Origin of the sequence: Vibrio maerlii (assembly GCF_003415655.1) — a bacterium.
In the GTDB taxonomy this organism is placed as follows: domain Bacteria; phylum Pseudomonadota; class Gammaproteobacteria; order Enterobacterales; family Vibrionaceae; genus Vibrio; species Vibrio maerlii.
Genome location: NZ_QRHC01000004.1, coordinates 89,049 through 103,862 on the forward strand (window position 1 = coordinate 89,049; position 14,814 = coordinate 103,862).

The 14,814-nt window shown below is 45.1% G+C and carries 12 protein-coding genes; 6 read left to right on the forward strand and 6 right to left on the reverse strand.

From position 1 onward, the window contains the following. Positions 1 to 106: 106 nt before the first annotated feature. Positions 107 to 637 carry a cytochrome b gene (locus DPF91_RS07910; RefSeq protein WP_117233879.1) on the reverse strand — a complete coding sequence of 177 codons (531 nt, stop codon included), beginning with the start codon at positions 635 to 637 and terminating at the stop codon, positions 107 to 109. A 146-nt stretch (positions 638 to 783) separates the two neighbouring features. Continuing rightward, positions 784 to 2,079, reverse strand: coding sequence for an alpha/beta fold hydrolase (locus tag DPF91_RS07915; RefSeq protein ID WP_117233880.1), 1,296 nt, complete (start codon positions 2,077 to 2,079; stop codon positions 784 to 786). Positions 2,080 to 2,277: 198 nt separating this feature from the next. Here DPF91_RS07915 and DPF91_RS07920 point away from each other — a divergent pair, with 198 nt between their 5' ends. Next, complete coding sequence (locus tag DPF91_RS07920; protein ID WP_164684080.1) at positions 2,278 to 3,003, forward strand: DsbA family protein; 726 nt, start codon at positions 2,278 to 2,280, stop codon at positions 3,001 to 3,003. Positions 3,004 to 3,373: 370 nt separating this feature from the next. On the opposite strand, the gene DPF91_RS07930 is transcribed toward DPF91_RS07920, so the two are convergent. The 4 genes from DPF91_RS07930 to DPF91_RS07945 all read right to left on the reverse strand — a co-directional run bounded on the left by DPF91_RS07930 (position 3,374) and on the right by DPF91_RS07945 (position 7,640). Then, complete coding sequence (locus DPF91_RS07930) at positions 3,374 to 4,462, reverse strand: ABC transporter ATP-binding protein (RefSeq protein WP_117233882.1); 1,089 nt, start codon at positions 4,460 to 4,462, stop codon at positions 3,374 to 3,376. Positions 4,463 to 4,466: 4 nt separating this feature from the next. Next, positions 4,467 to 5,375: a carbohydrate ABC transporter permease gene (locus DPF91_RS07935; protein ID WP_164684082.1), complete on the reverse strand. Its 909-nt coding sequence runs from the start codon at positions 5,373 to 5,375 to the stop codon at positions 4,467 to 4,469. Between the two features lie 3 nt (positions 5,376 to 5,378). Then, positions 5,379 to 6,272 carry a carbohydrate ABC transporter permease gene (locus DPF91_RS07940; protein WP_117233883.1) on the reverse strand — a complete coding sequence of 298 codons (894 nt, stop codon included), beginning with the start codon at positions 6,270 to 6,272 and terminating at the stop codon, positions 5,379 to 5,381. Positions 6,273 to 6,413: 141 nt separating this feature from the next. Continuing rightward, positions 6,414 to 7,640, reverse strand: coding sequence for an ABC transporter substrate-binding protein (locus tag DPF91_RS07945; protein WP_117234209.1), 1,227 nt, complete (start codon positions 7,638 to 7,640; stop codon positions 6,414 to 6,416). Between the two features lie 274 nt (positions 7,641 to 7,914). Here DPF91_RS07945 and DPF91_RS07950 point away from each other — a divergent pair, with 274 nt between their 5' ends. From DPF91_RS07950 to DPF91_RS07970, 5 genes are all read left to right on the forward strand, one after another. After that, the gene (locus DPF91_RS07950; RefSeq protein WP_117233884.1) at positions 7,915 to 8,919 is read left to right on the forward strand and encodes a LacI family DNA-binding transcriptional regulator; all 1,005 of its coding nucleotides are present in this window, start codon (positions 7,915 to 7,917) and stop codon (positions 8,917 to 8,919) included. Between the two features lie 37 nt (positions 8,920 to 8,956). Next, on the forward strand, positions 8,957 to 11,344 hold the full coding sequence (locus DPF91_RS07955; RefSeq protein WP_117233885.1) for a GH36-type glycosyl hydrolase domain-containing protein: 2,388 nt from the start codon (positions 8,957 to 8,959) through the stop codon (positions 11,342 to 11,344). Beyond that, positions 11,345 to 11,848: a gluconokinase gene (locus DPF91_RS07960; protein ID WP_117233886.1), complete on the forward strand. Its 504-nt coding sequence runs from the start codon at positions 11,345 to 11,347 to the stop codon at positions 11,846 to 11,848. It abuts the gene before it with no gap. A gap of 440 nt (positions 11,849 to 12,288) precedes the next feature. Beyond that, entirely contained in the window at positions 12,289 to 13,698 is a 1,410-nt protein-coding gene (locus DPF91_RS07965) for a YfcC family protein (RefSeq protein WP_117233887.1), read from the forward strand. Positions 13,699 to 13,902: 204 nt separating this feature from the next. Then, entirely contained in the window at positions 13,903 to 14,775 is an 873-nt protein-coding gene (locus tag DPF91_RS07970; protein ID WP_123766757.1) for a C13 family peptidase, read from the forward strand. The last annotated feature ends 39 nt before the right edge of the window (positions 14,776 to 14,814 follow it).

The following is a 14,814-nucleotide window of genomic DNA, read 5'->3' on the forward strand; positions in this document are numbered from 1 at the left end:
GTAATCATATCTTTGACTATTTGTTTTGTAGATTTTAATCATGAATTATTCTAAAAAGCCTCGTCATTCGACGAGGCTTTGAACATTTTGCATTCTACAAGAAGGCTTATCGCCCGAGCATGCGGCTAATCGTACCGTCTTTATCAATCACCTGATGCTTGATAGCACCAAGCACATGCAGAGCAAATACCGCGATGATAATGTTCACAGATGTACCATGAATCGCGCTACCGATTTGCTGTAGTGTCTCGATCTTTTCGCCTTTAGCAATAAGGTCGAAGCCAAATACAGCAATGCCATGTCCACCACCTACGCTCATTGCGATTCCTGAGATCGGCATTGCAATGGTTGCTAATAATAGAATCCCATGAACTGCGTGGGCGATTTTCTCCTGCCATGCTGGTGGTTCACCAATTGTAGGTAAATTCCCTTCCTTGATGCGCCAAAGCAAGCGAATCGAAGCGACTACAAGAATGATGACACCAAAGGATTTGTGGTACGCAAGCAGTTCAAATTTTTCAGGGCTTCGCTCCATACCGGCTACGATATAACCTGCGATAAAGGTGCCGATGAAAAGCAGTCCGGTAACCCAGTGTAATAATATGGTTTGACGTGTTAGAGGCTGATATGACTTCATTGTTATTCACTAATTACTGTTGAAATTATGTTTCATATTACCCAATAAATGTTACCAATTAAAATTGCAGCCAACGTAAAGCTTTGTAAAGATGAGAAAAGCGCCATCCGGTCTTCCGAATAGCGCTTGATTCTAATTTTTTAAGATTACACCAATGTCGCAGCCGTTTGGTTACCCATTGCGATCAATCTATCTAAGATCTTTTCTCCGTCGGCACGTAGTCCGTTGTGTTCATACTCGTTGGTAATCCATGCTTTAGCATTCGGTATTTTCGCTAACGTCTCACGACTCAAGTCCATTTCTACGAACATGTCATCGGCATAGACGGCGCAACTTACAGGCACCTTGTTTTTGCCAAGTTGCTCTGCGTGGTACAAGTCACTCCAGTCAGCGCGGGCTGCGAGCAATTCAGCGGCCTCTTTCAGTGGTTGTAGGTTTGTGTATTGGTCGAACATCCAAGGGAACACCATCTCACCAGTGAAGTAGAAAGATTGACCGGTTTGGTAATTGAACTCAGTGTAGCTCTGGCGGACTCGATGGGCACTCCACTTAGAGGCAAAGTCCTGGCAGTAAATGGATTCGTGTAGCAAAGCGTAGATAGGGTTAGTCTGAAAACCTTGCTCCATCAGCATGTTATTTAGGAACTCATAACGGAGTTGTTTATCACCGTTAATAGTGACAAATGCGTTTTCTAACGCGTAGTAAGTCGGTAGGAAGGTGTCGCTCATGCCAAAGTTAATACCGATTTGCTGGAATTGCTCGACAGTGAAGCGCTGTCCGTTAGGTAAATACTCTTCATTCTGGCTCAAATGGTCGGCAATCTCCTGACACATTGATTGTGCCTGAGGAAACTGGGCGAAAAACGCTTCGTTCTTTTGTTTGGTGCGCTTGAACGTTGCTTGATACACGTCATCAGGGTGGCGAGATATAGATGGAACACCACCGGTAATAAAGCTGCGTGAAAGGCTTTCTGGAAACATAGAAAGGTACGTCAGCGAACAAAAACCGCCAAAGCTTTGACCCAGAATAGCCCATTGTTTTACGCCAAACTGCTCACGAATTAATTCTGCATCACGAACTATGTTGTCGGCTCTAAAGTGCGATAGGTACTCAGCTTGCTCAGCTGGAGATAATCCTGCCAATGTTTGGTGCGAGATGACGCTGCTGTTTCCAGTGCCCCGTTGGTCAAGGAGTAAGACACGGTATTCTTGAGTTGCGCGCTTAATCCAGCCGCTATTACCATTTTGTCTTGGTGAAGGGAAACCAGGACCACCTTGAAAGAAGACTAACCATGGTTTGTTTGAGTCCGTATCACCAGACAATCGAACTTCACGAGCAAAGACTTCAATAGAGCCTTTCCCTGGATTGGAATAGTCGAGTGGGGCGGTAAAATAATGTGGTTGAAAAAAGAGTCCGTTGTCGGTGAAGGAAGTCGCGTTCAAAGTGGTGTCCTTGTGTTGAGCCGTTCGCTTTTACGATTATTGTTATTAAATCATGTCAGTACTTTACGCGGGTTTGAGCATTTCACCAAGTGATGCTTGAACTGCAAAATAAAGTCGTTAATCCTGATTGACCATATGGAACTCAAAGGCGCATTATAAGTCCAACCCATGTTCATTAATCGTTATATAGGATTACGAGTGAAAAAACTCAAAGCATTAGCCGTTGCGTTATCGTTCGCAGCGTTAAGCACTGCGAGCATTAATGTGTATGCAGAGACACAAGAACAGAAGATTGCCGAGATTCAACAGTTACTAAAAAAACACCCAGAAGTTGTTGATAGTCTCCATCAAAGTCTTACATCTTACTCTGCTCAACAACTTGGCGTTAAAGCGACGCTAGATAACTACAACGAGCACATGATAAGTCCTGCTCACAGTTTTCTTGGCCAGGCTGACAACCCTGAGCTCGTTATCTATAACGTGACCGATTACAACTGCCCATTCTGTAAGAAGCTCGATGTTGCACTCGAAGAGCTCGTTGCAGAGTATCCGAATGTGAAAGTGGTGAATATTTATACGCCCCTTAAAGAACGCACAACCTCTTTGGATTACACCACAGCAAGTTTTGCGCTGAATGTGTGGAAGGAAGCTCCAGAGAAGTTTGCTAGTGTGCATGAGATGTTGCTGAAGAAGCGCGGTAAGCACACTAAAGCATCGTTAGAATCTATTGCTTACGAGACAGACACTAATTATCAATTGGTTCAGTCAAATGATGCTGACCGATTGCTGGCAACGAACTACCAAATGTTCATGGATTTAGGCTTACGAGGCACACCGGCGATGATCATGAATGGTGAGATTATTCCAGGTTACCTACCTTACGACGAGCTTGAGCAGGTAGTTGAGAAGCAGCTCGCGAACTAACGTCACTAGGGTCTGTTGACCTTTCGTGGTTAAATTTTGTTCGAGATAAAATCGTTTTAGGCGCGGCAAGGGGGGTGTAGCCTAGTCATTCTAAGTAAATACCCCTTAACAAAGCATAAAACGATTTTAGCCGAACCCTTCGGGCAGCGTTTGTGCTTCATTTCCACTGCGTTATCGGCTTCTCATGTAGGCTAGCTACACATCAAAGCCTCTGCCTTGTGGAAATTTTCCACAAACTGCTGCAAAAACCAGCTCGAAAGGTCAACAGACCCTAGTTGTCTGGTACAAAGCTCAAACCGTCTCTAACACAGATCGCAGAAAAGCCCTTCAGTAATCATTTACCGAAGGGCTTTTTAGTTGGTGCGGATAGCTACATTCTTTCTGTTGTATTGGTATCAAAGATAGAACAGCGCTTGGCGTCGATGTTCACTTTCACCGTCTCACCAACATTTAACTCATGCTCTGAAGTTGTTCGGTGGGAAAGGGTGTGTTGTGCAGTAAATCGTGTCCAAACCAAGGTGTCTGAGCCCATTGGTTCGACGAGTTCGACAAGACCGTCAATGATGTTTGTGTCGTCGTCGCTCTGCGAAATCGTTAGGTGCTCAGGACGAATACCCAACGTCACTTCTGCACCATGAGTTGGAATTTGACTAAATGGATATTCAGTCACATCGATATCAAGCTCTGCAGATTGGAAGCGGACAACACCATCATTCACGTTCAGTGTACCTTCAATACAGTTCATCGCTGGTGAACCAAGGAATGTGGCAACAAACAGATTTTGGGGTTTGTTGTACACATTGTGCGGCGTATCTAGCTGTTGAATGATGCCATCTTTCATTACCGCAATGCGATCTGCTAACGTTAGCGCTTCAATCTGATCGTGCGTTACGTAAATCATGGTTGAGTTCAGCGTTTTATGGAGCTTTTTGATTTCCAATCGCAGCTCTGCTCGCAGCTTGGCATCCAGATTAGAGAGTGGTTCATCAAATAGGTAGATGTCCGCATCACGCACAAGTGCACGGCCAATGGCGACGCGTTGACGTTGACCACCCGATAAAGCCGAAGGTTTACGTTTTAGTAATGGTTCTAGCTGAAGAAGCTTAGCGGCCCACGCGACTTTTTTATCGATGGTAGCCTTGTCGACACCTGCGATTCTCAATCCAAATGACATATTCTTCTCTACTGTCATCGTTGGATAGAGCGCATAGGATTGGAATACCATGCCTATTCCGCGATCTTTCGGGTCAGCCCAAGTTACGTCTTTGCCATCAAAGTGGATAGAGCCACCACTGGTATCAATTAACCCACCGATAGCGTTGAGTAATGTCGATTTACCGCAGCCAGATGGACCAAGCAATACCAAGAACTCACCGTCGTCGATAGCAAGGTCGAGTTGATTCACAATCTTGGTGGTTTCGTAGCTGATGTCGAGTTTGCTGATATTTACGATACCCATAGAATTATCCTTTTACTGCGCCAGATGCGATACCACGAACAAACCAGCGTCCTGATGCGACGTAAATGATCAGCGGTACAAGTGATGTAAGAATGGTAGCGGCCATATTGACGTTGTAGGCACGCTCACCCGTTGTGGTATTAACAATGTTATTCAGTTGAACGGTCATTGGTAGGTTGTCGTTACCGGCAAACACTAAACCAATTAGGAAGTCATTCCAGATGTTAGTCACCTGCATGATCACCGCTACGATGATAATAGGCACCGACATCGGAAGCATGATGGTGAAGAACACCTTAAAGAAGCCGGCACCATCGATACGTGCCGCGTTGAATAGCTCCATTGGCAGCGTGCTATAGTAGTTGCGGAAAAGCAGTGTCATGATCGGCATGCCGAAGATAACGTGAGAAACTACAACCCCTGTTAGCGTGCCGTAGATCCCGATGTCGGCATAAACGCGAATTAATGGGTAGATGAAGACTTGGTATGGAATAAACGCCCCTAGAAGCAGACAAGCAAATAGGATATTCGCACCCTTGATGCGCCAGAAGGAAAGCGCATAGCCATTGATAGCACCAAACAGCACTGAAATAACTACGCTCGGAATCAAGATGCGAACTGAATTCCAGAAACCAACTTGTAGACCATTACATTCCAATCCTGTACAAGCACTGCTCCATGCCACTTTCCATGCATCCCAGGTGAAGTTTTGTGGCAGTGCAAAGATAGATGAAAGTCGGATCTCTTCGAGCTCTTTAAATGATGTCACCAACATCACATAGAGTGGCAGCAAAAAGAACAGTGCTGTTACGATGAGGAAACCGTAAACACCAACCCGTCCCCAACGAGCCTTAACAGAAACCGGGCGTTTAGTCGCAGCAGCTGACATTGTAGGTGATAGTGTCGTAGACATAAGTTACCTACCTTGCTTCTTGATGTAGTTGGAGTAGATGAACGGTGCAATTAAGCACAGTACGGTAGTGAGCATAACAGTTGATGCTGCGGTTGCTAGACCGATGTTGGCGCGTTCGAACAAGTTATCCATGATGAACTTAGCCGGAACTTCACTTGCGACACCAGGACCACCACCTGTCATTGCTACCACAACGTCATACATCTTAATAATACTGATCGAAAGCAGAACCACAGTGGTGATGATCATTGGTCTAAGCATTGGCAAGATGATGCTAATGTAGACACGCCATGTCGGGATGCCATCGATCTTGGTTGCTTTCCAAAGGTCGTCATCAATGCCACGTAAACCCGCCAGTAGCAAAGCCATGACCAGTCCAGCACCTTGCCATACTGCTGCTATGATTACGGTGTAGAGCACCATATTAGGGTCAACAATCCAATCAAAGGTAAAGGACTCCCAACCGAGTGAGTTGACTGCTTTTTGAATGCCCAGTTGAGGGTTGAAAATCCACTGCCAAACAAGGCCGGTTACGATGAACGACATCGCATAAGGGAAAAGAAATACGGTTCTGAAAAAGCTCTCAGCCTTGATTTTCTGGTCGATAAAGACTGAAAGTAGAAAACCTAAGATGAAACAGATAGCGAGAAATAGGAACGCAATGATCAATAGGTTTTCTAATGATGTTATCCAACGCGAAGTGGTAAACAAGCGTTCATATTGTGCAAAGCCAACGAAGTCACTCTTTGGCAGCATTCGAGAGCTAGAAAAGGATAATCGCACTGACCAAAACATGGTGCCCATGTAGGCAATCATCACGGTCAATGCCATTGGTAAAATGGCCATATAGGCAAGTGCGTTTCGCTTGAGGTGTCTTTGCACTGCGGCGACATTCATGGATGCACTCCTTAGTAATTCAGAGAGGGGAGTCATTCATTGAAGAGGCACTATACTATTCATGCTTGAATTGGCTTGTTACTGGCTGCAAATCCAAGTCCTTTAGTAGAGTATTAGTGCCTCCATGAAGTGGGTTAACGCTTAGTCACGAAGCGCTTGAGCAAAGATCGTTACGGCTCTGTCAGTCGACATATCTTGTGCGTTCCAAACTTCGGTTACTGCGTCTTTCAAAGAACCGTACAGGTACTCTTCCATTAGCATTGAACCATCAGGAACCTGACGTTCTGCTACTTTCAGGATCTCGGCACCTTTCTGTGCACAAATGTCCATGCTTGATACGTCGATATCGGTACGTACTGGGATAGAACCTTTCAGGTTGTTGAACTTCACCTGAGTCTCTGGACTTAGCATGGACTCAACAAGTTTTTGCTGAGCGGCAATTTGTTGGCTGTCATCGGTTTTAGGGAATACGAAAACATCGCCACCAACAATATAGAGAGAGTCATCACCTAGACCAGGGAAACAACCGTAATCTTGGCCCGGTACCTTATTAGCTTGGGTAAATTCACCTTTTGCCCAATCTCCCATAATCTGAATACCCGCCTTGTCGTTAATCACGAGGCTCGTTGTATCATTCCAGTTACGACCCGGAGAGCCAGCATCAACGTATGGTTTCAGTTTCAAGAAGGTATCGACGACTTCTCTGAATTCCGCTGAGTTTAGTGTTTCAGTGTCGCGTTTACCTAGAGCATCTAAGTAGAGTTGCTTGCCGCCTACGTTGCTCAGCACTGTTGCGAACAGTAGATTTTCTTGCCAGTTTTGGCCACCTAATGCGAGTGGGGTATAGCCAGCAGCTTTAACTTTATCTAGCGTCGCAAAGAGCTCTTCAGTCGTTTGTGGCTCTTTATCAACACCTGCTTTCTCAAATACTTCTTTTGAGTACCAGAACCACCCCGGCATGTGAATGTTCACAGGTGCTGCATAGAAGTGGCCATCAACTTTGATAGCATTCAGCGTTGGCGCTGGAAGGATCTCTTCCCAGTTGTTTGCTTTTGCTACTGCATCAATGTTGTTCAACATATCTTCTGCAATCATCTCGTGGTATTGCTGAGAAGTGTTAAACAGTGCAGCTGTTGTCGGGGAGCCACCAATCATACGGTTGATTGCCGCACTTCGAGCGTTTGAACCACCCGCTACAGCGCTATCTTTCCATTTACCACCATCTGCTTCATAGGACTCTGCGAGAACCTGAATCGCTGCTGATTCACCACCTGAAGTCCACCAGTGCATAACTTCGGCTTCTTCCTTAGCAATAACAGGAGAGGTGACAAGGGCAATGGCAGCAGCCAGAGTAAGTTTCTTGATCATGTTGGTACCTATTGTGTTCGTTATTGTGCCTTTTGGGTATGAGTTAACTGGAATCATAATTGTTATATATAATTTGGAATCGATTCCAATTGATTAATTTTATAGCGCTGTAATTCGTTTCGATCTAGCGTTTTTTTGAGCAATATTTAAACATGAGCAGTTGATCACGAATCTATGCTTTCACCAAAAATAGTCAAAAAAAGGCTGTGAATCGTTGTTTTATCGCCCTAATATGAAATAAAGAGATGGAAAATGATTAACTTGGTAATGATTAATGGCAACAATTAAAGATGTGGCGAAACTGGCTGGAGTTGGTGTTGGAACTGTTTCCAGATACTTGTCCGGCAATGCGTCGATATCGGCAAAATCAGGTGAGAAAGTCGCTGCGGCGATGGCGGAGCTAAATTACCGCCCAAACAGCATGGCGCGCTCGTTGTCGTCCAAGCGTTCAAACATCGTCGGTCTATGGGTGCCCTCATTTTCTGGTTCATTCCATCGAAAAATGCTGCAAACCATTGAGCGAGAACTTCGTAAGCGTGATAAGCATATTATTCTCGCTAATGCTGAAGATGCCAAAAATGATGCTGAACGCATAGCGTGTCTTGATTACTTGATTGAGCGCGATTGCGACGGGATTTTAATGTCGTGTCCTGAGCTTTCAGTGATCGAGCTTGCCAAGATTGAAGCTCGCTTTCCAAAGGTTGTGTTCATCAACCGTGATATTGAAGACCTATTAGAGAAGACGTTCTGTGCAAACCACTACCAAGGCGGTCGATTGGCTGCAGAACACTTGATTGAACTAGGCCACAAAGAAATTGCTGTCGTAACTGGGCGAATGACTGCGCAAGATGCGTTAAGTCGTCATCAGGGCTTTATTGAGAGGTTGGCTGAAGAGGGTATCACCGTTCATCCAGATCTCATTGAGTCCGGTGGTTATAGCTTTCAGCAAGGTCGAGACGCAACGCTCCGACTTCTCGATAAAGATCCATCCTTCACCGCGATATTTTGCGGAAATGACAACAGTGCGATGGCGGCGATCTCAACGCTAAACGAGCAAGGGTTGCAGGTCGGTAAACAAGTATCAGTGATAGGGTACGATGATATTGATCTGCCCGAGTACACCTCTCCAGCAATGACCAGTGTACACATTCCACTAGAAGAGATTTCTACCAATGCTTGCCATCAGATTTTGAACATGTGTTATGGCGAGTCTTTACCAGTAAGAACACGTTTTGAGCCAACTCTATCTGTGCGCGGCTCAACGCATTCGATTAAGTAATTGATTTTAAAACTGCAGTATTTCAGAGGGCTATTGAATGACGAAGTATATTGAAGACGGGAAGCGATTTTCGCTAGATGATCCAACGTTAGTACCTAACTCGGCAGGTTACTTGTGGAACAGACATATGATGATACATATGAACTGCCAGGGCTATGCTGTTGCTCAATATATGAATCCCGAACCCAAGAAATACGCCCACGTACCGAACATGGCAGCGACAAGTTTCATGCAGCCAGAACAACCCTACTTTGCACATCACCCTGGGCGTTTTTTCTATCTCCGTGATGATGAAACGGGAGATATGTTCTCTGCACCATTCGCGCCAATGAAGTCACCGTTAGACGAATACCAATTTTTACCAGGATTGAGTGACATCAAGTGGCAAATAAAACATCTTGGTGTTGAGTTAGAGATTACTCTGACGCTCAGTGAAGATAATGCGGCTGAGCTTTGGCATGTGTCGGTGCGCAATGCTGAGCGTGTTACAAGAAAACTCTCGCTCGTACCGTATTTCCCCGTTGGTTATATGTCTTGGATGAACATGGCAGCGCATTATGATGAGGCGCTTAACTCAGTCGTTTGTACGTCAATTACGCCATATCAAAAGTTAGAAGACTACGATAAGAATAAACACCTTAAAGACATGACTTATCTTGCTGCGGATGTACAACCCGATCATTTTGAGACTAGCTTGCTGCGTTTTGAAGGGCAGGGAGGTTTGCATAACCCTGACGCATTACAAAATAATAAGGTCTTGGGTGACCAAAATAACCACTACGAGATGCCAGCTTGCGTTATGCAGTTTGAACTTGAGTTAGCACAAGATGAACGTAAAGAGTTCAACTTTGTCTTTGGTCCAGCATTGAACAAGCAAGAAATCACAGAGATCTTAGAGACGACGCTAGGAGGCGGTAAGCCTTCTACTGTTAGTGCCTACGGTGACTATATCCTGTCTGGGCAGGGCGTTCTAAGTATCGATACACCAGACAATGCGCTCGACCAGTTCGTCAATCATTGGTTACCACGACAAGTTTTCTATCATGGTGATACCCATCGTCTGACGACTGATCCGCAAACCCGCAACTTCCTGCAGGATGGAATGGGGATGGCTTACGTCAATAGTGAGGCGACTCGCAACGTCATTCTAACTTCGCTTGCCCAGCAAAAACGCGATGGTGAGATGCCTGACGGCATTTTGTTAACACCAGAGGCGACATTTAAGTACATCAATCAAATTCCACATACGGATCATTCCGTTTGGCTGACCTTGATCTTGGATGCTTACCTTAACGAAACCAACGATTGGGCATTCTTGCATGAGAAAGTCTCATGGGAAGATTCGGACGAGCAAAGCACTATCTTAGAACATATGAACCTCGCAATGGAGCATATGTGTGGAGCGCGCGACGGACGCGGCTTGCCTTACATTGCCCAAGGAGACTGGTGTGACCCAATGAACATGGTGGGTTATAAAGGCAAAGGTGTATCAGGTTGGCTGACTCAAGCGCTGAGTTTTGCTTTACAAACATGGATTCGCCAATCGAGAGAGTTTAACTCGGAAATTCAAATCGCTAAGTTCCAAACCATTGTTGATGAGTTAGCTGTTATTGCCGATGAATACCTGTGGCAAGGTGACTGGTATGCAAGAGGCATTACTGATGATGGCGTGACGTTTGGTATCCCTTCTGATAAAGAAGGACGAATCTTCCTTAATACCCAAAGCTGGGCATTCTTGGCAAATATGCCGAATGAATTGCAGACAGAACGCATGCTTAAAGCCGTTGATGAGCAATTGGATACACCTTATGGGGTGATGCTGTGCGCGCCTGCGTTTACTGCAATGCGTGAAGATGTAGGGCGAGTGACTCAAAAGTGGCCAGGATCTGGCGAGAATGGTTCTATCTACAATCACGCAGCCGCGTTTTATGCCGCGAGTATGTATAACATCAACCAGCCCGACAGAGCATTTGATACTTTGCGTAAGATGCTTGCGGATCCGCAAAGTGAGTCGTTCGCACAGCGTGGTCAATTGCCAGTCTATATCCCGAACTACTACCGCGGTGCTTATTATCAATACCCAGATACCGCTGGCCGTTCAAGTAACCTGTTTAATACGGGTACAGGATCTTGGTTCTATCGTCTTGTGATCGAAGAGATGTTTGGCTTAAAAGGCTGCAAGGACGGCTTGAAGATAGAGCCTCAGCTGCCAACACATTGGGGTTATGCTTCCGCTGTGCGTGAGTTCCGCGGTGCCACAATCAATGTCCAGTACAATCAAGCAAGCGATGAGAGTTTGGTCAGTTTCTCTGTCAATGGTGAAGTTCGTCGTGGCAATCTGATTAACGATATTGAGCCGGGTCAGATCTATGATGTTGTGGTGAACTACATGGCTATACAATCTAATAAGGTGGAGGCGTTATAGATGAGTCAGTTAATCAATAATGTCTTAGTTATGGGCGTTTCTGGCTGCGGTAAAACAACCGTGGGTCAGCTGGTGGCGGAAAAGTTAGGCATTCCCTTTTTTGATGGTGATGATTTTCACCCTCAAGAGAACATCGACAAAATGACACAGGGGATTCCGCTTGATGATGCTGATCGACATGGCTGGCTACTTAAGCTAAATGAGCAGTTTATAACTCACTCTCCTTGTGTGATTGCTTGTTCAGCATTGAAGCCTGCTTATCGTGATTTATTGAAGATCAATAATGAACGATTGGATGTGCTCTATCTAAAAGGCGATTACCAAACGATTTTGCACAGACTTGAAGCACGCTCTGGCCACTACTTTAAGGGCGAAGCAATGCTCAAGAGTCAGTATGATACCTTAGTCGAACCGAGTGACTGCGAAGCTACCATACTCGATATTCGAGAGGATGCTTGGACATTGGCTGAGCAGGTGGTACTAGCAAAGCGTTCTGCCGCTTAGATTTTTATTAGAGTTGGTTTCAATCACACAAATTGAGCCACACCACTAAACTGTTCCCCATCACTAAATATTGCTAAAAAGGTGATGGGGGTTCCAGATTTCTATTTAACCTTACAGTGTGTTACACTCCGCGCCACGTCATTCGTATTGATAGAAAACAAACTTTCGTTTTCCCCTTGTGAGCACACAGTGCTCTGCTCGTGGTGAGCCAACTCGGCAATACCTACAATTCTTAAATGCTCTCTGCCCATAGGCTTGGTCTATTCAACGTGCAGGAAAAGAGCGCCATCTGCGAACGACAATTAGCAAAGCAAAATCGATCAAATGGAACCTGAACCTAGCGTGCTTATGGTGAATAAGCGTGCAGGGTGCCTTTTTGCTTATTTTTTCCCTTAAATCTTCAAAGGCATGCTTTGGAGTCGATTTAAAGAGGAGTCAATATGACAGCAGCGGTTTCTAAATCCGTCCCACAACCGGCAGAAAAAGAGGTTAACCACCCATTCCTGTCACTCGTAATCATGGTGATTGTTGCAGCTATCGCAACTTACTTCGTCCCTGCAGGGGAGTTTGAACGTGTAATGATGAACGGTCGTACTGTCATCGATCCAGAAAGTTATACACTGTTAGATAGTAATCCAACTACGCTTGCCTCTTTTTTCGAATCATTCTTTAAAGGCTTTAAATCAGCCTCAGGCGTAATGGGTGTTGTTGTTTTTGTCGGTGGTGCTTTCGGTATCATCAAACGTATGGGCATTTTAGATGCTTCTGTTGTTGCTCTAACAACAAAGCTTAAGAAGCAAGGTCTGTATGTTATTGCTCCGGTGATCATGACGGCAATATTCTTCAACGTCACCTTCACTGGTATGCGCGAACTCGATGTGATCTTTATTTCACTCATGATTCCAATCTGTATCAAGCTTGGTTACGACGCAATGACGGCGCTTGGTGTGGTTCTTCTTGCTAGCTGCGCAGGCTTTGCAGCGGCGTTGGCGAATCCATTCTTTACCGGTATTGCACACACGATTGCTGAACTGCCAATGTACTCGGGCATGTGGTACCGCTTTATTGTCGGTATGTTCATGCTGCTAACCGGTGCGTGGTTTGTGTTGAGCTATGCAAAAAAGGTCAAAGCAGATCCAACTAAGAGCTTGCTTTACGGCTCGGGTTACAGTTACGAATCAAACGTTGAGGCTAAAGCACTGACATCTCGCGAAAAAGCTGCGGGTGTGGCGTTCCTAGTGATCTTTGGCTACATGATCTACGGTACGCTAACAATGAACTTCGGTTTCACGGAAATTGCGGGTGCATTCGTTGCTATGGCGATCATCCCTGGCTTGGTTGGTGGTCTATCTCCAAACAAAATCTGTGATTACTGGACGAAAGGTGTTGGCGATGTAATGGTCGCGATTTTGATCATCTTCTTCGCTCGCTCTGTATTGACGATCATGGAAGATGCGAAGATTGTTGATTCTATTATCTATTACCTTGCACAAATCATTTCAGGCTCATCTAAGCTAGTGGCGGCTGCCGGCATTTACTTCTCACAAGCCGTTATTAACCTATTTATCCCTTCGGGCAGTGGTCAGGCTGTGATTACTATGCCAATCATCATTCCATTAGCAGATATTGGTGAGGTAACACGTCAGGTAGCAGCGCTGGCGTCTCAGTTAGGAGATGGTATCTCTAACTATATCTACCCAACCAACGGTGGCTTGTTGGCTGTACTAGCGATTGCAAAAGTCCCTTACGGTAAGTGGGTGAAGTTCTTCTTCCCACTATTCTTATTCTGGTCTGTGGCTGCGCTTATCGCGGTTGTGGTTGCTCAAATGATTGAGCTTGGACCCTTCTAAGAGTTTAACTCTATTGTGTGGATTTAGCCCGAATACCCCTAATAAGGGTTATTCGGGCTTTTTGGTTTTAGGCATATTGAATGTCATATCATTCATCGTTTGAACTCGGTCGTGCTCCAAGGAGTATGAAGCGAGTGTGATACTTCAAGATATCTGTCGCAAAGTACTCTGTACATGATTTTGCTTATGTAGCTTGGCGTTAGTTTGGAAGCTGGATTAACAGCGTATATAGGTGATTTTATGTCTTGGAAGACACGAAAGGAAAAAGGGGTTTTGCAATTTGCATGGGTTCTTTTATTGGCTCTGTTCGCCACTGGGTGTGCGAATCAGGAGTTGCTCAATGCACAACCTCAGATGGTAGAAAACAATACCGCTGAACTAAAAGCATCAGAAACAGATAATCCACATTTTTACTACGTCGGATTTGCGGCAGATTCAACCTTGAGTGTGTTTAGCAACGAAATCATGCTGGCGAAAGGTTTGTTTGATGAACGTTTTGGTAGTGAAGGGCGGAGCGTCGTTATGCTCAATAGCAGCCAAACAATGGATAACATACCCATGGCCACCCCTGAAAATTTAAATGCGACTCTAGAGGATGTGGCTCAGAAAATGGACCTAGAGCAAGATGTGTTGGTGCTCTATATTAGCGGGCATGGTGGCTACAATAAGGGTGTGAAAGTCAATTTTTGGCCTCATCACTCCTCCTGGGTGAAACCTGAAAATCTTAGACAAGAACTTGATGCTTTGGGCTTCAAATGGAAAGTGATTGTAGTTTCTGCGTGTTTTTCAGGTCAGTTTGCTAATCAACTAAATGACATAGATACAATGGTCATTACCGCGAGCAGCCCGGATCGACCATCATTTGGCTGTACGTCTTCTGATACCTACACCTACTTTGGTGATGCTTACTTTAATAATCAGCTTCCTCAATCACTCTCTTTTGAAGAAGCCTACTTTGCGGCAAAGGAAGAAATTACTCTTAAGGAAAATCAGATGGGTTACCCCAACTCATTACCGATGTTAGTCGGGGGAAAAGCTATTCGCGACAAACTCGATAGTATGTTTATCCAACCATAATAAAGAGAAACCCTTACGGCTGAGTAGGCGTAAGGGTTT